Consider the following 21381-nt stretch of genomic DNA (forward strand, 5'->3'; position numbering starts at 1 on the left):
CTTCGGCACGCGCCGCTCGCTCGCGCCGCCACGGTCCCCGTCGCCACGGTCCCCGTCGCCACGAGCGCCCAGGATCTTCCAGCACGTACTCATACAGGTCGCGTATAGATCCTATTCCCGCGTCACCTCTTCTCACGACTCCCGGTTGTCCGCACGCTGGTTGCAAAGGGGAGACCCTCATGACTCCGGATGCACGGCACCATACGGCCCAGGTCAACGGCATCCGGATGCACTACCTCGACGCGGGTGCGGGCCCGGCCGTGCTGCTTCTGCACGGCTATCCGGAGACGCATTTCGCGCGGCGCCATCAGTGGCCCGTCCTGGCCGAGCGGTATCGAATCATCGCTCCGGATCTGCGCGGCTATGGCGCGACCGACAAGCCCGATACGGGATACGACAAGCGGTCGATGGCGGGAGACGTCCGGGCCCTGATGGCGCATTGCGGCATCGGGCGTGCCGCCCTCGTCGGTCACGACCGCGGCGCCCGTGTCGCGACACGGTTCGCCAAGGACTACCCGGAGGCCATCGACCGCCTCGTCGTGATCGACAACATACCGACGCGCGTGGTCTTCCAGGCCACGGACGCGCGGCTCGCCAAGCTCTATTGGTTCTTCTACTTCCAGCAGGTGCCGCATCTTCCGGAGGCGCTGGTCGCAGGGCGCGAGGAGATGTTCCTGCGGCACTTCTTCGATAGCTGGTCCTACGCGCCGGGTGCGATCGGCGAGGAGGCGGTGGCGGAGTACGTCCGCGCCTATTCTCGGCCCGGCGCCTTCCGCGGCGCCTTCGCGGACTACCGGGCAGGACCGGTCGACCTCGCGCAGGACGAGGCCGACGCCGACCGGCTGATCGCGTGCCCGACCCTCGCGATCTGGGGCGCCGACTTCGACCTCGTGGGCCGGACCTTCGACGTCCTGGCCGTGTGGCAGGGCATGGCCGGAGACGTGCGCGGCGTCGCCATTCCGCAATGCGGGCACCTGCCTCCAGAGGAGCGGCCCGACCGCGTCAACGCGGAACTCCTTGCCATTCTCGAGCCGTGGCGGGGCTGACCATGACAAGGCGGAAGGTCGTCGTCACCGACCACGTATTCCCGAACCTGGAGCCCGAACGCGCAATCCTCGACGGCTTGGCCGATCTGGTCGTCGCGCCGTCCACGGACCCGCAAGCTCTGCTGGAGGTCTGCCGCGATGCCGACGCTCTGCTGAACTGCTACGCGAGGCTTCCGCCGACCCTCGTCCAGCAACTGGAGCGCTGCGCGATCATCGCGCGCTACGGCATCGGCGTGGACACGATCCCGCTGCCCACGACGCGGGACAAGGGCATCCGGGTGACCAATGTCCCGGACTACTGCATCGAAGAAGTCGCCGATCACACCCTGGCGCTGATGCTGGCGCTCGCCCGCGGGCTGGTCCGCGGGATCGACCAGACCCGCGCGGGCGTGTGGAACGTGGCCGCCGTCGCGCCTCTCCACCGCCTCCGCGGACGCACGCTCGTCCTGCTCGGGTTCGGGCGCATCGCGCGCGCCCTGGGCCTGGACATCCTCGTGTGCGACCCGTTCGTCCCTCAGGACCCGATCGCGGGGCTGGGGGCCCGCCGCGTCGAACGCGACGAGGCCTGGGAGGCGGCCGACATCCTCTCGCTCCACGTGCCGCTGGAGGCCGAGACGCACCACGTCGTCAACGCCGAGAGCTTGGCGCGGCTGAAGCCCGGGGCCCTCCTCGTCAACACCTCCCGCGGCGGCCTCGTCGACCTTCCCGCAGTGTGCGCGGCGCTGGCATCGGGGCGATTAGGCGGCGCCGCGCTTGATGTCCTCGAGACCGAGCCGCCGACGGCGGAGACTTGGATCGGGACCGTTCCCAACCTCATCGTGACGCCGCACCTCGCCTTCTACTCGGAGGAATCGCTGGTCGATCTCCAGAGGCGCACCGCCGAGGAGGTGGCCCCGGCGCTGCGCGGCGAGCCAGCCCTCAATCCCGTCCACTGATCGCAGGAAGGCACCGTCATGGACCTGACCATCCACACCCCCGGGACCGCGCCCGAGCGGTCGAAGCCGATCGCGGCCGACTCGCTCGAGCGCTACGGCTTCCTGCCGAACCTGCACGGGATCATGGCCGAGTCGCCGGTTATGTACGAAATCTATCGGCAGACCGGCGCGACCTTTGCCAGGCGCACCCTGTCCGTGCTCGAACGCCAGATCGTCCTGCGGGCGATCGACTACGAGAACGAGTGCCATCACTGCATGGCGGTGCACTCGCCGATCGCCACGCGCGAGAGGATTCCCGGGGCAATCCTGTCCGCGCTGCGCCACGGCGACCCGCTGGCCGACCCGAAGCTCGAGACGCTGCGCAGCTTCGCCGCCGCCATGACCCGGACTCGCGGCCAAGTCGGGCAGGCCGAGCTCGATCGCTTCGAAGCGGCGGGCTACACGCGGGAGAACCTGATCGAGGCGATCGTCGCCATCGGGTACGAGGTGCTCGGCAACGACATCGATCACGTCGCGGCCACGCCCCTCGACGCGGCGTTCGAGGCCTACGCGTGGAGCAAGCCCGAACCCGTCCAGCAGGCCGACGCGGCCTGAATGGCGCGGTGGAACGGGTCCGATGGCGCTGAAGCTCTACGATCTCGCGGCGGCCGACGAGCGCGTCCGGTTCAGTCCGTTCGTCTGGCGCGTGCGTCTGGCGCTTGCGCACAAGGGCCTCTCGGCTGACACGGTGCCGTGGCGCTTCACCGACAAGGCGACCATCGCCTTCTCGGGCCAGGATCGCGTTCCCGTCCTAGTGGACGAAGGCGCGGTGATCGTCGATTCCTGGTCGATCGCCTGTCATCTCGACGCCAAGTATCCCGACCGGCCGTCCCTGCTGGGTCCGCGCGAGGCCCGAGCCGGGATCGTGTTCGTCAGGAACTGGTGCGACGGGGTCGTGATTCCCGGGATCGGGCGCCAGATCGTGCTGGACGTCTGGACCATCCTGCACGAGCGCGACCAAGAATACTTCAGGCGCACGCGGGAGGCGCGGTTCGGGGCGACGCTCGAGGCGGTCGCGGCGGGCGCCGATCAGGCCCTGCCCGCCTTCCGGGCCTCCCTCGAGCCGCTCCGCGCGACCATCCGGTCGCAACCCTTCCTGGGGGGCGAGCGCCCGAACTTTGCCGACTACATCGTATTCGCCGCGTTCCAGTGGGCTCGATGCTCGTCGCCGCGCGGACTCCTGGCGGCGGACGACCCGGTCGCGGCCTGGCGCGACCGGTCGCTCGCCCTCTTCGACGGCCTGGCTGCGAGGGCGGCTCGCGCCCACCTCTCCAACGAAGGATCGGATTCTCCGCCATGATCGACGTGCATTTCTGGACGACCCCGAACGGCTACAAGATCCTGCTGGCGCTGGAGGAGGCTGGAGCGGCCTACCGGATCGTGCCGGTCAACATCAGCGAGGGCCGGCAGTTCGAACCCGACTTTCTGCGCATCTCCCCGAACGGCCGCATGCCGGCCATCGTCGATCACGCGCCGGCCGACGGCGGCGAGCCCGTTCCGGTCTTCGAGTCCGGCGCGATCCTGATCTACCTCGCCGAGAAGCTCGGCGGCCTGATGCCCGACGACCGGCGCAGCCGCAAGACCACGCTGGAATGGCTGATGTGGCAGATGGGCGGGCTCGGCCCCATGCTCGGCCAGAATCACCATTTCAGCCACTACGCGCCCGAGCGCATTCCCTATGCGATAGAACGCTACGTCAAGGAGACGTCGCGCCTCTACGGGGTCCTCGACGAGCGATTGGCCGATCGCCCCTTCATCGTAGGCGACGCATACGGCATCGCCGACATGGCGGCCTACCCGTGATGCCTGCTGTGGGAACGGCAGGGTCAGCGGATCGAGGAGTACCCGAACGTCCGCCGTTGGCTCGATGCCCTGGCGGTGCGCCCCTCCGTGCAGCGCGCCTACGCGGCCGGTAAGGCCGTCAACTCGACTCCGACCGTCACCGAGGAGTCGAAGGCCATCCTGTTCGGCCAGGGACGCCGCGGCGGCTGAGCGCCGCGACCACGCTTCCGAAGCCCGAGCGTCACGACACGGGGAGGACGACCATGACCGGACGGTTCGGCGCGCGCGGCCGCGCCGCCGCGTTCCGCGCGCTCGCGGCGGCCCTCGTCCCGACCGGTGCTCCGGCCGCGGAGGCCTTCTCCGACGGCGTCGTCAAGATCGGTGTGCTCGGCGACCGATCGAGCGTCTACGCGGACAAGTCGGGCGCGGGCTCGGAGCTGGCCGCCCGCATGACCGCGGAGGAGGCGGCGGCGCTGTTGCCCGGGGTCGCCATCCGGATCGTCGGCGCCGACCACCAGAACAAGCCCGACATTGGACTTGCCTCGCAAAAGTGGAGAGCTCTTTTCCTGAAGGAGGAGGGTTCCGATGTCAGACCGGAAGCAAACCTTTACCCCTGAGTTTCGTGCCGAGGCGGTGCGACTGGCGCAGACGAGCGGGCGGTCCCGCCGGGAAGTCGCCGCCGATCTAGGCGTCGGGCTCTCGACGCTGCGCAACTGGATCGACGGCCGACGTGAGCGGGAGATGGACCACCCGCCGGCGGAACGGCAGGAGGACATGGCCGCCGAGCTCAAGCGCCTGCGCCGCGAGAACGAGGTGCTGCGCCAGGAGCGGGAGATCCTGAAGCGGGCCACGGCTTTTTTCGCCAAAGAGGGAAGTCGATGAGGTTCCGCCTCGTCGACGCGGCGAAGAAGGACTTCCCGGTCGCGCGCCTGTGCAAGGTCCTCGACGTCAGTCCGAGCGGCTACTTTGCCTGGAAGAATCGTCCGGCTTCGGCACGGCAGCGCGAGGACCTCGTGCTGCTTGCCCATGTTCGCTCCGCCTTCACGCTCTCGCACGAGACGTATGGCAGCCCGCGCATGACGCATGAGTTGCGCGAGCAGGGCTTGGCGGCAGGCCGGCGACGCGTGGCCCGGCTGATGCGGGAGAACGGGCTCAAGGCCCGCCAGCCGCGCCGCTTCCGACGCACGACGGACAGCGGCCACGCCTTCCCGATCGCGCCCAACCACCTCGACCAGGACTTCACGGCGGCTGGGCCGGATCGGAAGTGGGGGAGCGACATCTCCTACATCTGGACGCGGGAGGGCTGGCTGTACCTGGCGGTGGTCCTCGACCTGTACTCTCGACGGGTCGTGGGCTGGGCGGTGGGCGACCGTCTTCACAAGGAGCTCGCGCTGACTGCGCTGCGACGTGCCCTCGTCGTCCGGCAGCCCGGACCAGGTTTGCTGCATCATTCCGACCGCGGCAGTCAGTACTGTGCGAATGAGTATCAGGCGGAACTACGAGGACATGGCATCGTGATTTCGATGTCTGGCAAGGGGAATTGCTTTGACAACGCGATGGTCGAGACGTTCTTCAAGACGCTGAAGAGCGAACTGGTCTGGCGCACCGCCTTCCAGACGCGAGCCGAGGCCATCGACGCGCTGGCCCGTTACATCGATGGCTTCTACAATCCCCGACGCCGTCACTCGGCGCTCGGCTTCACCAGCCCCACCCAATTCGAAAGGGGCATCGCCCACCACACCGCTCTCCACTAAACTGAAGCAAGTCCAATCGCGGATGCCCGTGTTCAGACCTTGCCCGCCGGCCGGGCTGTTGAGGTGCGCGGCGTCCCCCGCCAGCAGCACGCGCCCGCTCCGGAAATGAGGCGCCACGCGCTCGTGCTTGCGGTAGGCCGAGGTCCACACCGTCTTCCGCCAGGCCCCCTCGCCGAACAGAACCTCTGTCAGCTCTCGCGCGTGATCGGCGAGCTCGGCGTCCGTCAGCGTGTCGGGAATGCCCTGCTCGATCAAGCGCCATATCCGCGGCGCATACCGGATCGACATAAGGAGCGACGGGCGATCGGGCTCGGCGAGCCACCCGTCCGCGGTGTCCGCCTCCTCGCTCACCTCGACATCGGCAAGGACGGCTCGAGTCGCGTAGGTCTTACCCTGCAACTCCCAGCCGAGCTGCTGCCGAACGCTGCTGTGGGAACCGTCCGCCCCCACGAGGAATCGCGCCTCGACGACGCTCTCGACGCCTTCCCCTTCGCGAAGACGAACATGCACGCACCCGCCGGCCTCATCGTCCTCGAATCGAACGAACGAGCATCCCATACGCAGCTCGATCCTGTCGTTGCGCTGGGCGTGCTCGAAGAGGACGCGCTCCGTGCGGTTCTGAGGGATGGCGAGCAAGTAGTTACACTGCGTGATCGGGTCGTAGGTTCCGAAGTCGAAGTCGATGAGGGTCTTGCGGTCTGACGCGCGGCGCAGCCGGAGGTGGGACGACTGCTCGCCGCTGACGATCAAATCCTCGACCACGCCGAGCGACCGAAAGATTTCCAGCGTCCGTGGAAACAGCGCGATTGCGCGGGAGTGAGTGTCCAGCTCCCGCTTCTGATCGACGACGATGCTCCTGACGCCCCCTCTTCGCGAGGCCGAGAGCGAGCGTGAGGCCAACGGGGCCGGCGCCGCAGATAAGGACTTCGGTGCTTTGAGGAAGGGACGACACGATGATCTCCTCGGATCATTGCCACGGCGCCGCGACCCGCTATGTTGTCAGCGACAACACACAACTGGGAGCCTTTGTAGGCTGTGTCAACATTGGATCGCGAATCCTGCTGCCCATCCGGCGCGCGGCGTTACCATCACGGTAACCTGCGCGATGCGCTGCTCGAACGGGCGGCCGAGGTGATAGGTGCGGAGGGAATCGAGGCGCTGAGTCTGCGGGCGCTCGCCCGCGACCTCGGCGTCTCGCACGCTGCACCCGGCAGACACTTCCAGACCCGGACGGACCTCCTCGCCGCGCTGGCGGAGGACGGCGTGGACAGGCTGATCGCGGCGACTGAGTCGGCGATGGCCGCATCGGGCGGTGATCCGGTCGAACAGCTTCGCTCGCTCGCCAGCGCCTATCTGCAATGGGCCAACGAACACCCCGCACACTACAACGCGGTCCGGAACCCGGAGGTCGTCCGATGCGCGAGCCCGGGCCTTAAGGCCAAGATGATGCGGTTCGCCGAGAAGCAGAGGGCAACTTTGCGGCAGGCGCAGGCCGCAGGATGGATGGTCGAGGTGGACCTCGACCTCCTGATGTTCCAGTTCGTGGCGACCCTGGTCGGGTCGGCCACGGTGATCTCCGATCCGCTCTATCGTGAGGTGCTCGGACCGATCTGCGCGCCCGACCGCGTGGGTGACATCGTCGAGCGCGCCTTCCCCCGGATGACGGCATCGCCCCGATTCGGCGAGCAGGCCAGGACGCGCGGCTGAGCAGCACCGGCATTGCGCGACCAGGTCCCGGAGAATGCAGCCACAGCAACGATCGGGGTTCACGATGGCATACGAGAAAGGCGCAGCCGCCGTTCTCCGCAACGGCTCGGCCGGAGGTTCCCGCCTCGGGCGGAGCGGGTCGTCGGCGGCAGCACCGAGAGCGCGACGCGCGTGAGGAAGAACGATCCGCCCCAACGTACGGATAGGGCGAGCAGAATCGTCTGCTCGGACGCGGTCATGCTGCGGTTCACGGAAGTGGACTTGGCGGGACGGTTCAGTCGCGGAAGGCCATCCGGTCTGCACCGCGTCCACGGGGTCGCGCATCCCGCTTCTTGCGCCGCAATCTCGATCGATCTGCCGGCGCCCGGCGGCTCAAGCCGTGATCGCCTGGTTGGGCCACAGCCAAGAGCACGGCGTTATTGGACGATCCAGCCCGCAGGCTCGGGAGACCGCCGAGAAGCGCCGGCGCGGTTGTTCGTTCATCGGATGCCTTCACCCATGACAGGCGGATCGGTCGGGTCGCGGAGGACTCCAGACCAGGAATGGCGAGGGTTGGATAACATGATGTCGGCGCACCGCCCGGGGGACTAAGCTGAACGATGACGCACGATCTGCGACAGACGGATGGGGCGCCCGAGGTCTCGACGCATCCGCCCGAAGTGACCCTCGTGGCCGGCTACCAGAGCGGTGCTCTCGCGCGCTGCACGGAGATGCACGCCCAGCACTACGCGAGGATTGCGGGGTTCGGACGCGCGTTCGAGGCACGCATCGCCGCAGGTCTGGCCGATTTCGCAGATCGACTCGATCATCCCTGCAACGGCCTCTGGCTCGCGGTTCGCCGGGGGCAGATCGTCGGCACGGTGGCCATCGACGGCGAGGACATCGGCGCGGGCATCGCGCATCTGCGCTGGTTCATCGTCGATGACGGATTGCGCGGTGGCGGCGTCGGCAGAAGGCTGTTGACCGCCGCTGTGGGCTTCTGCGAGCTGCGGGCCTTCGACGCCGTCCACCTTTGGACGTTCCAGGGCCTACATGCCGCCCGTCACCTGTACGAGTCGCACGGCTTCCGGCTTGTAGAGGAGCGGCCCGGACAGCAATGGGGGGTAGAGGTGCTGGAGCAACGTTTCGCCCGGCCGATCACGCGGGCGGGCTGACCCTCAGACGCAACGGCGCTCAATGGGCGGCGGCGTGTTCGCCTGACTTGGGTCGGAAGCGGAGCGTTCGCTGTTCCGGCGGCCCTTCTCCGAAGCGGGCGGACCGAATCGGCCAGCTCCTGCTGACGTCAAGGGGTAGCTGAACGCCTTGGACGGGTGGATTTCCGCCCGACCGCTCCCGGAGGGCGGATGCATCAAAGCAGGCTTACTCAGGAGATGCGCTGTCCTGTTGTTCGCGCGGTGAGTGCCCGACGATGCGGGAGAACACCCGCGAAAACGCAGCGGGGCTGTCGTAGCCGACCTCCGCGGCCACGCTCTTGACAGACTTGCCCTTGGCGAGGCGCTGGCGCGCCACTGTCATCCGCCAGAGCGTGAGATAGTCGATCGGTGTCCGGCCGACAACGACGCGGAAGCGCTCCGCGAAACGGGTGCGCGACATGCCGGCCACCTCGGCGAGGTTCTCGAGCGACCAAGGCTTGCCCGGCGCCTCGTGCAGCGCGGTGAGCGCACGCGCCAGCCGGGTGTCGGCGAGCCCCGCGAGGACGCCGCCGTCGACGAGACCGCTCCTCACCACGTGCCGCACGATCAGTATCAGCAGGTAATCGAACAGCCGGTCGAGCGCCGTCTGCCGGCCGTCGCCCTCCGCGAAGGCCTCGTCGACGATCAGGTCGCAGGTCGGCCCGAGCGCGGGATGGCTGGCGAGCGGCAGCACCACGAACGCCGGCAGCCCCTCGCCGATCGGGCTACCCGCTTCGCCGCCGAGGTCGACGGCAGCGCAGGCAAGGTCGGCGCCACGCTCGGGGTCGACGAGAAAGCGGTGGGTGCGGCTGCGCGGGAAGAACAGCAGCGTCGGCTCTGAGAGCATAAGGTCGGGCTCGCCACGTTGCGCGAGCGTCAGCGTGCCGGCGTTGAGGAAGTGCAGATGGCCGCCTTCGGCGAATTCTACCGCCTGGCATAGGTTGCCCGTGAAGAAGGTCCGCGCGGTGGGCGTGGCGTGGGCGAAGAGGGCGGCGAGGTGATCCATCGGGACGATCGGCAACGTTCTCGGGACCTACGCTACCGCGTCGTTCGGCATAGAGCGGGCGTGCAAGCCGCACAAACCAAGACGAGGATCTCGCCGATGCCCCGTATCGCTCCCATCGACACCGCCCATGCCGCCGCCGAAGTCCAGGCGACGCTCTCGGCCGTGAAGGCCAAGATCGGCATGGTGCCGAACCTGTTCACCACCTTCGCGCAGTCGCCCGCCGTGCTGAACGGCTATCTCGGCTTCTCCGACGCGCTCGCCAAGGGCGCGCTGACGGCCAAGCAGCGCGAGATCATCGCGCTTGCCGTCGCACAGGCCAACGGCTGCCACTACTGCCTGTCCGCCCACACGCTGATGGGCAAGGGCGCGGGCCTGACGCCCGAAGGCGTCCATGCCGCCCGCCACGGCAAGGCGCAGGACGCGCTCGACAACGCGGTCGCCGCCTTCGCCCAGCGCGTGGCGGAGGCGAAGGGCCACGTGAGCGACGCCGACATCGCCGCCGCCCGTTCGGCCGGCCTCGACGATGGCCGGCTCGTCGAGGTGATCGCCAATGTGGCGATCAATGTCCTCACCAACTTCACCAACAACGTCGCGCTGACCGACATCGACTTCCCCAAGGTCGACGTCGCGCTGGCGGCCTGACCCACGGCGGACGCGGCGTCTTACTAGCCGCCGCGTCCGACTCCCTCGACGTCCATCAACTGCGGCCTCGCCATGACGAGCGTTCGCAAAGCCAACAGGAGAGTGTCATGAACTTCCGTTTCGTCACCAAGACCGTCCACGCTTACCTCGACTATCCGGTGGCGCTGAGCCTGATAATCACCCCGTTCCTGCTGGGACTGGGCAAGACCAACCCGCTGGCGCTGTGGCTGTCGGTCGCGACTGGCGTCGCCGCTTTCGCGCTGACCTTCCTCACTGACCACAAGACCGGCGTCATCCGCGTGCTGCCCTACTGGCTGCATGTGGCGGTCGATCGCTTGGTCGGCGCCACCTTCATCGTCGCGCCGTTCGTGCTTGGCTTCGAGGGCCTCGACGCGATCTACTACTGGGCGAATGGCGCGGCGGTGCTGCTGGTGACGTTCGTCCTGAACGCGCCCGAGACCGAGGACCGCGCTCCGGTTCTCGCCGACGCTTGAGCTCCGGATGACCAGTCCTGAGGCGGCTGGACGCAGGCTCGGCCGCCATTTCATTCGCCTGGATCATCCTCCGGTGGGTTAGGCCGATGCGCAGGCGGAGAGGAGCCGGACATGACGACCACCATGGACGCGCGGCTCATCGAGGCGCGTCGGTGCGTTGTCTTTGTGCTGCACATACCGCGGGGATCCGCTGTCGATCGTGCAAGCGGGTGCAGGCGCCCGACTGCCCGCTTCTCCGGCGTACTTACGGCAAAGCGGATCAGCGGCTTTCGGCCATTCTCGGTCGTCCCGGCGCCAATCAGATTGCCGGCAATCAGACCATCCGAAAGCCTGGTCGGAAGCAGCCCCTCGCTACGGATACCAAGCATTGATTTCCGGCCGGTAGCCGCGCCGGAGAGCGACCTTACTCGGAAGCCACCATGTCCCTTCCACGAGAACTTCATCGGACGACGGTACGCCGAACGCGAAGCTAAATGCCGAACTTCCGGCACTCGATCCGCTTCCGACCTCGCGCCCTCATTCGGGCGCTCCGCAATCTGAGGTAGTACGTTCGGAGGCAGACTTCGCGGCCGTCACAAAGGAACGATCGACCGAGACTATTGCGCGATCGTGCATCGGGCCGAGGCCGGCGGGTTTGGTGCACCGTTCCATCAGGTCTGGACGGCCAAAAGGAACAGGGCAATCCATTGCCAGGCAATCGATACCGTGGCACGGGAGGGCACCGGAAGGAACCGGAAGGAGCGGAGGCCGCACTTCGACCGCCGCTCCAGGCGGGGCCGCGATGTGCGGCGCCGGAGTCGAGCGAGGTTGGCCCCATGAGGTAGATCGCGATCACGCAGAGCGGAACCGAGCCGAAAAATGGGTTTTGGCAATGGTTTTGGCAATTGGATGCCCCGTTCGTGCGTACGCGGGCCGGCAACCTCGGCCCGCGTCCGATCGACGTCCGGCCGCGCGATCCGAAGGAGTGGCGCGGCCGGGCGGACGGGCGACGGCACTTAAGCCCCATGCGGCCCGATCGGACGGGGCGCCCAACCTGAGCGTGCGCCGCCTCCCCGTATCTCATCCGCGACGGAACCATCGAAGCCTCATGAAGCGCCGGCCATTCTATGCGGCAGCAATCGCCACTTCGCGTCGGACGTCGTGCCCGGAGCCTCGTTCGCGCAATTCGCGATTCGGCGGCGGGTGCCGGGCGCGGCGCCGTCCGGCTTCCGATCGGCAACGGTCTCGGCCGAGCCGACCACGCTGGGCTGCCCACGCGTTCGCAGGCGACGTGGGCCCGCACGGAGAAGGGAATCGGGATCCCCAGGCGTCCGACCCGAGATGCAAACAGCCGGCTTCCGGAAGCCGCCGGCAAGGCCGGCAGGAGAACCGGCCAGGAGCGACCTGCAGCCACGATCGTCGCGCCGCCTAGCGGAGTTCAGTTGGCCCTTTCTCCCAGCCTGTAGAACCTCGACCTCGTGCGCGCGTAACCCAAGTCCGGTTCGAGCGTGAACAGTTCGCTGGTTCTGCAGAGTTCTCCGTCCGGTATGACAGGATGACCGAGCACGATGCCGACGAGGTGTGGCGCGGGAGCCAAGCGAAGCCTCCATTCCATCAGGAGTGGCGCATCCCTCAAATCGTCGGCACCGGGATGGTGGCCGCCGGCGATGCGTTCGAGATCCTCCGCCAACCGACGATGGCGGGCAGCGATGCGGGCGAGTTCGGGAAAAGGGCCAGGACCCTTGTGCAGGACCGACATGATCGATGTCCTTCGTTCCGACACCGTGGTCGGATGGGGGGCGACAGAGCGCATCGAGGTCGGCAGGATCGCGCCTCCGAACGCGGCGATGCGACATCGGCCATCGTCGGCCGTCGTCGGGACGGGTCGTGCGGCAACTGGGCCCCGATCCTCCCGCGCGCGCCCGAAACTCGCACGGGCGCGATTCCTTTGATCGCGGCTCGAACGACGTCACCGAGCGGTCCCGTCCGAAGCCAGCGCCGGATCCCGGCGTGCGACTGCCGATCGCCTTCGGCGACACGGACTTCCGGGCGGCTTCGAAACCGACCGCCTCGCCGGAGATCGCCTTTCATCGTTGAGTCCCGACCTTCCAGGTCGACAGCCCGGGAGCCGGAACGGAATCCGGATCGTCCCCGGACCGAGATACCGGAGCTTCGCCGACCGACCGAGCCGCCGCCGAACCTGCGACTTCGTCGTAACGGGCGCCGAAGACGTGATGCCGATTGAGCAGGCGCAGTACGAAGTGCGGCGACCTCTGCCGCAGATAGAACTCCTCTCTCGAGCGTCGGGCCCGTCCGCCGCGCGCAGTCAGGTAGGCGACGAGATCCTCGGTCGCCTGGGCCCGCATGAGTGCCGCGGCGAAGGTGAGCCGCGCCGACCGGATCTGCGCACCCTTTCCGAGCGACCTGTCCCGAGCGCAGCGCGCGATCGCAGTCCTGAGATCGGCCGCGCCAAGTGGTTGCTTCGCCGACAACATGAACAGGCCGTTCCCGCCGGTCGCATATTTCCGGCGGTCGCGCATGTACGCTTCCAGAACGTTCCGGACGGGCTTGAGCAGCGGAACCGTTCTGGCGGCGTCCCGGCCGTGGATCGAGCGGCGCGCACCGACCACGATCGTCGCGATGCCGGCTTCTGTCCCGAGATCGTGAGGGTGGACGGCGCATAGCTCGTCCGGTCCTGCCCCTGTTCCTATGGAGACGGCCAGAGCAGCCGCAAGACAGCGTTGCGCTGAGGGAGGAACGTCCGGTCGTGCATGGACGACAGGATCGATCAGCGCCAGAGCGGTCGCCCTGTCGAACGGCAGAGCCGCGAACGACGGGATCATGGCGTACGTCGCCGGTTCGGTCGCTTGGACATGCGCCAATCGCGCGTCCATCTGTCACCACGACCATTGGATCTGCCGGGGTCGCTCGGCACCCGTAATGTGACGGGAGCTGCGGATGCATTGCTCCGGCGGTCCGGCGACACCTGCCGCTTTCGATGAGCGAATGCGTCCACGACCAACTCGTGGGAGTCGAGCGTATGCGAACCGTAGACGTTCTCGAGAGTTTCCACCGTCATCGAGAGGTAGTCCGCCGCAACCCAGATCGGCACCCCCTCGTTTTTCATCCAGTGCGCGCAAGTGTGCCGGAGAGTATGAGGGGTGATGCGCTCGGGGTCCAGTCCGGCGTCTTTGACGATCTGCTTGAAGGTTATTTGAATGTACGCATTGTAACCTGTACCATTTTGCTGATGGACGATGTTCAGAAGATCGCGCTTGTCGTCGTTCTCCTGCCAACGACGTATATGTGCCTGAAGCGATGTTGGGATTCTGCAAGGATTGCGGCTTTTCGAGGTATCGGCCTCGCGATCACCTCTGCGAAACAATGTCCTCAGATCGCCTGAAACGTATCCGGCCGAGTCGTTTTTCTTCCAGCGCAATCGGAGCACCGAGTCGTGCCGTGTTCCGGTCCAAGCTGCCAGCAATATGAAACGGGCGATCCCGGCACGTCGGCGCCGTGTGTAGGGATCCTTGATGACGAGACGGCCGCGAGCGTCGCGAATCCAGTCGTCCGCCTCGGGATCCCAACGACGCCCACGGCACGCTAGGAGGAGGCGGGCGACCTCGTCGTAGGTCAACCACTCGTCCCTAGGCTGAGCTTTCGGCGGAAGCTCGGCCTGTCTGATCGCGGTTAGGTTCTTCTCGCGCGCATAGCGCTGGATCGCCGAGTTCAAAACCTCGAGCTCTCTGCGAGCCGACTGTGTTCCGGTTACGCGGATCTTGGAAGAATCGGACTCCTTCGTCTGATTCTTCCAGCGCACACCCGTTCTGATGTTGCGGTATTCAACACTGGATTGCGCCGTGACATCGGACAGGTACTTTCCGCTCCAGTATTTTCGAAGTTCGGAAATGCAGAACAGGAGGTTCGTGCGATTGCGGATCTCTGCATCCGTCGCGCCCGCCTTTTCAGGGTTGGACGCCTCCATGTGGTCGAGGATGTCGTCGAGGGGAATCTCATCCGCATTGGATGGCGCCGCCGCCGTTCGCGGCCCTTTCGCTTTGTCCACCTTGTACTCGGAAAGCAGAAGATCAGCCTTCGTACCGTCGGGGTCATGCGGATCCCAGAACAGGCCCAGACTGAGCTGATTTTTTCCGTCGATGATATACCACATCCACGTTGAAGAATCCTGTTCGTCGCGCTTGCGCAACCAGAGCCGCGCACCCGCCTGTTTCCTTCTTCCAGCCATGGCCCGATCCCTTGCTTCGGTCAGCGGAACATCAAGGTGCAGTCGTTCTCGAGATGTTAACGGGAAGATCTTCTATTCCCTCCGCCGGACCTCGCTTTGGAGTCTGGTTGATGAGACCATAGTCTCACTTCTAAAAGCCGGCGGTAGAGATTCAGCGCGACTTACCAGGATCGATGGAGCAGCTTCGGCTTGCGACCCCGGCGGCGGGCGACGGACGGCACCTCCGCCTCTCGATCCGATCGCGGGCTCCTTCGGTCGTCCATGCTTTCGGCCGATCCGCACGTGTCCTTCGCATCCCGACGAAGCTGCGGCTCGAGAAGCGAGCGGACCGCCGAAGGCGTCGTGTAGAGCCTGCCTGCGATCGAAGCGGATGCGAGTTGACCGAGACGGACCGCCGAACGAAGCGATTTGACCGTCAGCGGGCCGTTCGGGAAGAACAGAGCGCGCGCCTCTTCGAGGGTCACGATCTCGTCGTCGGCCCATTGATCGACCGCCGGCCTTCCGACGAGGCGTCGAAGAGGATCCGCACGGTCGTCGATCCGGCCGCGGCTTGGACGCTCATGCCGCTGGCCGCGGTCTGCGGCCCGAGGCCGGTCGCCTCCGAACGCGTCCGGATCCGGGCCGGGAGCTTCAGAGTTCATCGATCGGCATCCAGGTGAGACGCGCGGACGCGGACGCCCCGCCGGTGACGAAGGCGGTCGCTTCGCGTGCGCTGCGGAAAGTGACGAAGGCGGCGACGGTGAGGTACCGCGCGTCGTCGCCGGGCACGAGGACGCCGGATCCGATCAGTTCGATCCGCTTCTCCCGCAACCACTGCGTGTTCGCGCATACGTCCGCGACGATCCGCGAGCCGGGCAGAAGCACGGTTTCACCGCCGCGCATCGTCGCGGTCGCCAGCGCGCCCCGCCAACGCATCGTATGTGTGGTTCGGACGAGACCGAGGGGATCGAGGCCGCGCGGGGCCATGACCACACGCGCGCCGATCGGCGCCTTCACCGGTTCGACCGCCGCGACGAGTCCCGGCATCGCCATGTCGAGGAGCGGGCGTAGATCTTCGGTCACCTGCGCCGCCGTGGCGATGTCGTGTTCCGTGGCCGTGAACCTCTCCGCGTCCTGCCTGTTCGCAATCGTCGCGAAACCATGGTTGGCGATCTCGTCGACGAACGCGCGCTGGAGGATCAGTCGAACGGTCTCGTTCATGATGCGCGGCCCGGTCGCGACGCACGCGTCCCAAACGAAATCGAGCGTCGGGTCAGCGGCGTGTGCGGCGAGACGCTCTTGAAGCATGCCCGATTCGCCGACTACAGCTCTGAGCTTCGTCGATTGCGGTGCCGGCATCCCGACCAGGATGTACAAGCCGGGACCAAGCATTGCAGGAAGGTCCAGCAGACGATCCATCGACCATATCGGACATGCATGGAGCGCGACGCCCGATGAGACGAACTCGAGTGAGACGTACCCTTCGTCCCGTGTGCCGGCCATCATTCCTCGGAACGGACGCGGACGTTTCTCCAGCATCGCGATTCCTCCTGCACATCATGTTGGGAGTCGCGATCGGTTCGTCGCGACGATCGCGCTACTTGGATCGGAAGGACCGACCGGTCGGCGACGCACCTCCGGTCGTCGACCGCATCGAGGACCGGCGGGTCGCGTCGCCGATCATCGGAACGTCAGCGGAGAAACTCCTCGACTTCGACCGAGGCGAGCGACCTTCGCGATTCGAGCATCTCGGCCAGTTCCAGGAGTCGTTCACGTCGGGTCCCCAGGAGGGCCAGCGCGGACTTCGCCGCCGACCGCAGCGCCCTCTCGACGAGAGTCCCCACCGCAGGGTCGACCATGCGTCCGCCATCCGCCGACAGCCGCCGGTCCAAACCCCAGCGGACGTGCATGTCGCGCGCGAGCGTCGTTGCGGCGAGGAGATCCGCCTCGGCTCCGGCGGAAGGGTCGCCGAACGCGAGTATCTCGGCCGCACGTCCCGCCATGAGAACGATGAGCATGTTCCGGAGCACGTGTCGGGTCACGACCCCGGGGGGCGCAAAGCCCATGTAGCCGCCCCCCCCGTGTCCGGGCGAGCGCAGGACCAGATCGCCGATCGACAGGCCGAGCGACCGCGCGGCTACGGCATGCCCGCATTCGTGGATCGCCACCCGTCTCTCGTCCTCGACTCGTGCGCGTCCGGCTGAGCCTGCGATCTCCACGAGGATATCGTTCTCGACGAGAGGCCGTCCGGCGCGGCGGGCCCGGCCTCTGGCGCGCCGCACCCAGGCGGCGCAGTCGGCGCCGGTTCCGCCCAACGCCTTTCGGGCAATGGGCCGAAGATCGGAGGCGACGAGATCCGATCCGAGATGGTGGCGCAGGATGGCGGGCAGTTCCTCGAGGGCGGGCCGGGCGATCGCGATCACCCGATCGAATCGTCCCGCTCTCAGGATCGCGGGATCGATCTGAGTGGCGTCGTTGGTCGCGCCGATCATCAGCACGCCGGCCCGGCCGCCATCGCCGTCGAGACATTCCAGGAAGCCGTTGATGACCTGGACCCCGTAGCTGCGGTTGTAATCCGCGAGTTTGCGGCGATCTCCGAAAGAGTCGAGCTCGTCGACGAGCGCGACGCAAGGCGCCATTTTTCGCGCCTCGCGGAAGAAGCCGATCATCGCCTTTAGCGTGGTCCCAAGGTGCGCTTCGCCTTCCGCCTGCCACTGTGCCAACGAACCTGCGATGAAAGGTACATCCGCTTCTCTCGCCAGTGCCGATGCGAAAATGGTCTTGCCGACGCCCGGCGGGCCGCTCAGTAGCGCACCGGGCTCGCAATCCGCCCAGGGCAGCTCACCTCTGCCGAACGCCGCCAGATCTGCCGCTGCAGCGATCCCCCATTCGGCCGCAGCGCCGTAACCCGATAGATGCGACAGACGCGGCGTAGGAGCGGCCGGCGGCTTCGAAACTCTGCGTTCCACGATCGCCCTGAGCCGGTCGATGGACCCGTCCGCTCCCCGGGAGGCATGCAGCGCGATCCGGAGATCCGTCGCGTCGACCCGCGCCGCGATCGAAGCAGGAACGGTCGTCTTCGGATCCGACCCGACGATCCGGGCTGCAATCATGGTCAAATCGTCGGGCTCGAGCGGGCCGAGCGGGATCCGCTCCTCCCACGATCGTTCCACTTCGAAGGGCAGCCGTGATCGGCCGGGGGCCGCGACGCAGATCAAGGCTTGGAAGTTCCGAAACGCTCGTCCGACGTCGACGCCCGGCGTCTCGGCTCTGATCCGAACGTCGTCGGACCGCCCCTTCACGACCACCGCCTGGCCGGCACTTCGCTGCATGCCGGGCGTTCGCTTCCATAGCGTGGATCCGGACCCGAAACCTCGTACGAGGACGTTCGTCATCGGTTCGAGCCAGCTGTCGTCGGGGCAATCCACGATGAGTACCGGCGAGCGCTCCCGGATCCGATCCAGTATCGCGGGGTCCCGCTCGATGGCGCGACCGAACAGGATCGCCGCTGCGATTTCGGCCGGGTCGTCGGGTAGGTGGGACGAAGAGGCACCCGGCTCGGCCTCGTCCGGGTCGACATCGACCGCTCGACGGCTAGAGTCGAGAAGCCGAAGCATCGCGAGGATGCCTGACGGGCGATCTTCCGCGAAGGCGACGCTTGTCGTCGGCCCGCCTTCCGCGGGCCGCTGCGTGCCCTTCGAACGGCCGAGGGACGGGATCGGACCCTGGCCGCTCATCTCGTTCCCCCGGTCGTTCCGACGAGTCCGGGACACGCGATTCCGATGAGAAAGAGGTGACGGCGGGCTTCGCGTGCGCGCTCCACCTCCCCGGCTGGAAAGTTGCATGACCACGGCGCGGCGGTTCGAACCTGCGTTCCGCCGTGCCGCAGCGCGTCCTCGATGCCGGCGACGGCCAGGGCCCGGCGCTGTGCCGAGAGAGGCAGCCCGCCCACCCAAACAACCTGCCGCTTCTCGGATGGATCCTGTCCGTGGTCTGCGCGCCTCTGATCGTCGAGCCGAAGTCGTGCCATGCTCACATCGATCGTAGGACGGCCGTTCGGATCCAGGCTGTGCACCAGCTGAAGCGTACCGCTTTCTGGAGGGCACAGACCGCACAGCAGGTCGAGATCGGCGAACCCGCTCCGAGCCACCCAGGCACAGCTCGCCCGGTCCTCGATTCTGATCGCGAAGCGCCCGAACACGTCACCGGCGAAAATGAATCGCTGGCCGTGAGGCCGCGCGTCGTGCGCACCGGCGGCTTCCGACCAGGGGCGCCCGATCTCGAAAGCATGACGCATCGCTAGTCTCGCCGCCGTGGCAGGCGTGAGGACCCGGCTTCGGGCGAGAGCCGACAACATGTCCACCGTCTCGTCGGCCACGCCGGTCAGATCGCGAAGTTCGATGGAGAGAGGCTGGCGCCCGGATACGGACTGCCGGCGCCGAAGTGCGGACGCCAGCTTCCGTGCCATGGTCGCGACTCTTCCTCGGTCGTTCGTGAGTCGTGGCATCGGTCGTCCGGTCGGGAACACGACGACGTTCTCGTTCCGCATGAGGCACCTGTCGGGTCCGGAAAGGTTCGATAGCGTTCGCGCGCCAGGATCGAAGCAAGCCGCTCGAAGGACGACGAAAGGGTCAGTCCAGGGAACGGGACGGCGAGAGGCTTCGCGGGTCGCGTCTGCACCCGGCCAAGCGGAGCAAGCCCCTTCCCGTGACGAGCACGACGCGTCGGCCGATACGGCGGGCGTCGCGCTTGACCGCGATCAGCCGACGTCTCAGATCCGGCCGCCGCCAGACGCGACCGGCCGCCGCCAGGACGATCACAGTTCCTTGGGCGCGCCGGACTGTTGCGTGCGCCAAGCCGTGGTCGGCGAGCTTCCTGTAGGATTGGATGTCCTCCAACCCCCTGGGAAGGACGGACAGGACGTCGTCGCGCGATCTCGCGACGATCTCGAGTTCGCGGGCCAATCGGATGCGCTCGCCCGCGATGCGGATGCTGCGACACAGGCTGTCATGGATGCCGCCGACGATGGCGTCACCAGATCCGGTGTACGACTTCGACATGGCACAATCTCCCGATCCGCCGAAGGAGCGGAGGAACAAGGCTGCCAAGTTTCGGGGTGCCGTCGCTTCCTCTCGCCTGCGGCGCCAAGGAAGCGCGTCGTCTTCGACAAGCATCGAAGGAATCGCCGTAGCAACGGCGTGGACCCATTTCGACGGACTTGCAGGTCGGCCAAAGATCAGGTCTTCTGGACAGACGCCTTCCGCAATTGGCGTTCCGGCTCCGTCTTCCAGCGATTCGCAGGCTGCACCAGAGATGCGTCCGCGTCAAGTATCTTCCGCGGCCAAAGTGGAAGCTTCGCAGATCCGAGGCGCCAGGGCGATGCTCGGCTGGACACAGAAGGAGCTCGCCGTCCGCTCCGGCGTCGCCAAGAGAAGTATCGCCGGACTGGAACTCGGTACCAGCACACCGAAGCCCGAAACCCTCGAGCGTTTGGTTGCCACGCTTTCGGCCGGCGGCATAGAATTCCGGAACGCCGACGCCGACGGTGTCGGCATCAAGCTTTTCAAAACTTCGAAGTTCGCCCACGGATCGAAGCCGCGGTTCGACGAGATGAAGGGCTGAGGTGATTTCGGTGTGGAATGCACCGGAATTTTCTCACCGCTCTCTGAACTGTCTCGTGTCGCCTGAGGCTGCGCGAGCGGCCAGTCGAGGAGCTTCGGCCTGAGGTGCAGCCCCAGACGACATCCCTCGTACCGTGCCCGCCTCGCGGTTGGCGGGCGCGCGGGGCCCCGAGCGAGCTCCGGATGGGGGCGGCATTCGCCGAGAGCCGCCGCTTTGATCCTCCGGTGAGCCTCCGCCCATCCGCACGCACGCTGGGGCAGCGCCGCTGTGGGCCAACTCCGATCCTTTCATAAACCGGAGGCGACTTCGTGCGTGCAGGACGGCAGGACGTCCATGATCCCGCGCGCGGCGGCCGATCAACGCCGCGCATTTCGTGCCGGCTGGGCAACCGCCGCGGCGAGCATCGGAAAGTGAATATGAAAGAAAACGCTATGTTCCTTTGAGGCCGAAGTATCGCGTCTGCGGCCGAAGTGCAGGCTCTCAAGGCGGCACCGCAGGAGGCGAAGGCTGTGCTGGACAAATTGAGCCGGTTCCTGCTCGCCTGCAGCCAGGATCCAGGATCGGCCACGCTCACGCACTACATCGTCGCGCAAGCGCTGCAGTTTCCCAACCTCGCGCGGCTCGCCTACGAGGAAGGATGGTTGGGTGGCGTGCGCGCGGTTGCACCGCTCCTGGAGGTCATGGCCGCACGGGGCCAGATCGCCGTCGACGACGTCGAGATCGCCGCGGACCTGTTCCTCAACCTTGTGCCCGGACGCAGTTCCAAGCAGGCGCTGTACGGCATCCAGGGCGACCCGGAGGCGCAGGAGAAGCGCTGTCGGGCAGCCGTCGCGCTCTTTCTCGCGGGCGTTCGCCCGCAGCGACAGGGACGGCCGCGACGAGCCGGAGTTCCGTCCCAGGCGGAACCGACGTGAACAGTCGCGTTCGTGAGCCGGTTCCGATCTGACCGCCAGCCCGTATCGACGGGTTTCAAGCTTC

22 protein-coding genes and 1 pseudogene are annotated in these 21381 nt (G+C 66.9%); 14 read left to right on the forward strand and 9 right to left on the reverse strand.

Annotated features, from left to right (window positions below; all coding sequences use genetic code 11):
* Positions 1-179: 179 nt before the first annotated feature.
* From BM396_RS03810 to BM396_RS03860, 10 genes and pseudogenes are all read left to right on the forward strand, one after another.
* Complete coding sequence (locus BM396_RS03810) at positions 180-1046, forward strand: alpha/beta fold hydrolase (RefSeq protein ID WP_043378372.1); 867 nt, start codon at positions 180-182, stop codon at positions 1044-1046.
* Positions 1047-1048: 2 nt separating this feature from the next.
* Complete coding sequence (locus BM396_RS03815) at positions 1049-1981, forward strand: C-terminal binding protein (RefSeq protein ID WP_043378923.1); 933 nt, start codon at positions 1049-1051, stop codon at positions 1979-1981.
* A gap of 18 nt (positions 1982-1999) precedes the next feature.
* Positions 2000-2575, forward strand: coding sequence for a carboxymuconolactone decarboxylase family protein (locus BM396_RS03820; RefSeq protein WP_043378376.1), 576 nt, complete (start codon positions 2000-2002; stop codon positions 2573-2575).
* 22 nt (positions 2576-2597) lie between these two features.
* Positions 2598-3320: a glutathione S-transferase family protein gene (locus BM396_RS03825; protein WP_051975893.1), complete on the forward strand. Its 723-nt coding sequence runs from the start codon at positions 2598-2600 to the stop codon at positions 3318-3320.
* Positions 3317-4012: pseudogene (locus tag BM396_RS03830) on the forward strand (glutathione binding-like protein). Before BM396_RS03825 ends, BM396_RS03830 begins: the two are co-directional and overlap by 4 nt.
* Positions 4013-4065: 53 nt before the next feature.
* Positions 4066-4419, forward strand: a complete 354-nt coding sequence (locus BM396_RS03835) for an ABC transporter substrate-binding protein (protein WP_043378379.1) — start codon at positions 4066-4068, stop codon at positions 4417-4419.
* Positions 4388-5556 (forward strand): IS3 family transposase gene (locus tag BM396_RS03840; protein ID WP_089231281.1). Its coding sequence is split into 2 segments (ribosomal slippage): positions 4388-4655 and positions 4655-5556, totalling 1170 coding nucleotides; the frame shifts between segments, so codons are not numbered across the junction. The genes BM396_RS03835 and BM396_RS03840 overlap by 32 nt, the downstream gene beginning before the upstream one ends.
* Before the next feature lie 201 nt (positions 5557-5757).
* Positions 5758-6258: a hypothetical protein gene (locus tag BM396_RS32615; protein ID WP_043378388.1), complete on the forward strand. Its 501-nt coding sequence runs from the start codon at positions 5758-5760 to the stop codon at positions 6256-6258.
* 333 nt (positions 6259-6591) lie between these two features.
* A complete protein-coding gene (locus BM396_RS03850; RefSeq protein ID WP_081948533.1) occupies positions 6592-7263 on the forward strand; it encodes a TetR/AcrR family transcriptional regulator in 672 nt (223 codons plus the stop codon).
* Positions 7264-7862: 599 nt separating this feature from the next.
* A complete protein-coding gene (locus BM396_RS03860) occupies positions 7863-8417 on the forward strand; it encodes a GNAT family N-acetyltransferase (RefSeq protein ID WP_051975895.1) in 555 nt (184 codons plus the stop codon).
* A 205-nt stretch (positions 8418-8622) separates the two neighbouring features.
* Here BM396_RS03860 and BM396_RS03865 read toward each other — a convergent pair whose 3' ends face one another.
* On the reverse strand, positions 8623-9441 hold the full coding sequence (locus BM396_RS03865) for a helix-turn-helix transcriptional regulator (protein ID WP_043378391.1): 819 nt from the start codon (positions 9439-9441) through the stop codon (positions 8623-8625).
* Positions 9442-9537: 96 nt separating this feature from the next.
* On the opposite strand from BM396_RS03865, the gene BM396_RS03870 reads away from it, so the two are divergent.
* On the forward strand, positions 9538-10083 hold the full coding sequence (locus tag BM396_RS03870) for a carboxymuconolactone decarboxylase family protein (RefSeq protein ID WP_043378394.1): 546 nt from the start codon (positions 9538-9540) through the stop codon (positions 10081-10083).
* 107 nt (positions 10084-10190) lie between these two features.
* Positions 10191-10577, forward strand: coding sequence for an SPW repeat domain-containing protein (locus tag BM396_RS03875; RefSeq protein ID WP_043378397.1), 387 nt, complete (start codon positions 10191-10193; stop codon positions 10575-10577).
* A gap of 1417 nt (positions 10578-11994) precedes the next feature.
* On the opposite strand, the gene BM396_RS03880 is transcribed toward BM396_RS03875, so the two are convergent.
* From BM396_RS03880 to BM396_RS32620, 8 genes are all read right to left on the reverse strand, one after another.
* On the reverse strand, positions 11995-12315 hold the full coding sequence (locus BM396_RS03880) for a DUF6634 family protein (protein WP_081948535.1): 321 nt from the start codon (positions 12313-12315) through the stop codon (positions 11995-11997).
* 328 nt (positions 12316-12643) lie between these two features.
* Complete coding sequence (locus BM396_RS03885; protein WP_158713260.1) at positions 12644-13399, reverse strand: tyrosine-type recombinase/integrase; 756 nt, start codon at positions 13397-13399, stop codon at positions 12644-12646.
* Positions 13396-14802, reverse strand: coding sequence for a tyrosine-type recombinase/integrase (locus BM396_RS03890; RefSeq protein ID WP_081948537.1), 1407 nt, complete (start codon positions 14800-14802; stop codon positions 13396-13398). The genes BM396_RS03885 and BM396_RS03890 overlap by 4 nt, the downstream gene beginning before the upstream one ends.
* 161 nt (positions 14803-14963) lie before the next feature.
* Entirely contained in the window at positions 14964-15266 is a 303-nt protein-coding gene (locus tag BM396_RS32080; protein WP_139239450.1) for a hypothetical protein, read from the reverse strand.
* Positions 15267-15432: 166 nt separating this feature from the next.
* A complete protein-coding gene (locus tag BM396_RS03900) occupies positions 15433-16200 on the reverse strand; it encodes a GIY-YIG nuclease family protein (RefSeq protein WP_139239451.1) in 768 nt (255 codons plus the stop codon).
* A gap of 272 nt (positions 16201-16472) precedes the next feature.
* Positions 16473-18518, reverse strand: a complete 2046-nt coding sequence (locus BM396_RS03905) for an AAA family ATPase (protein ID WP_051975897.1) — start codon at positions 18516-18518, stop codon at positions 16473-16475.
* Positions 18515-19249: a hypothetical protein gene (locus BM396_RS32085; RefSeq protein WP_043378406.1), complete on the reverse strand. Its 735-nt coding sequence runs from the start codon at positions 19247-19249 to the stop codon at positions 18515-18517. Before BM396_RS32085 ends, BM396_RS03905 begins: the two co-directional genes overlap by 4 nt.
* A gap of 163 nt (positions 19250-19412) precedes the next feature.
* On the reverse strand, positions 19413-19955 hold the full coding sequence (locus BM396_RS32620; RefSeq protein ID WP_158713261.1) for a hypothetical protein: 543 nt from the start codon (positions 19953-19955) through the stop codon (positions 19413-19415).
* 139 nt (positions 19956-20094) lie between these two features.
* Here BM396_RS32620 and BM396_RS32625 point away from each other — a divergent pair, with 139 nt between their 5' ends.
* Both BM396_RS32625 and BM396_RS03915 read left to right on the forward strand, forming a co-directional pair.
* Positions 20095-20403: a helix-turn-helix domain-containing protein gene (locus BM396_RS32625; RefSeq protein WP_081948539.1), complete on the forward strand. Its 309-nt coding sequence runs from the start codon at positions 20095-20097 to the stop codon at positions 20401-20403.
* A gap of 509 nt (positions 20404-20912) precedes the next feature.
* Complete coding sequence (locus BM396_RS03915) at positions 20913-21317, forward strand: TetR/AcrR family transcriptional regulator C-terminal domain-containing protein (RefSeq protein WP_230365904.1); 405 nt, start codon at positions 20913-20915, stop codon at positions 21315-21317.
* Positions 21318-21381 lie beyond the last annotated feature (64 nt).

Origin of the sequence: Methylobacterium sp. UNCCL125 (assembly GCF_900116795.1) — a bacterium.
GTDB lineage: Bacteria > Pseudomonadota > Alphaproteobacteria > Rhizobiales > Beijerinckiaceae > Methylobacterium > Methylobacterium fujisawaense.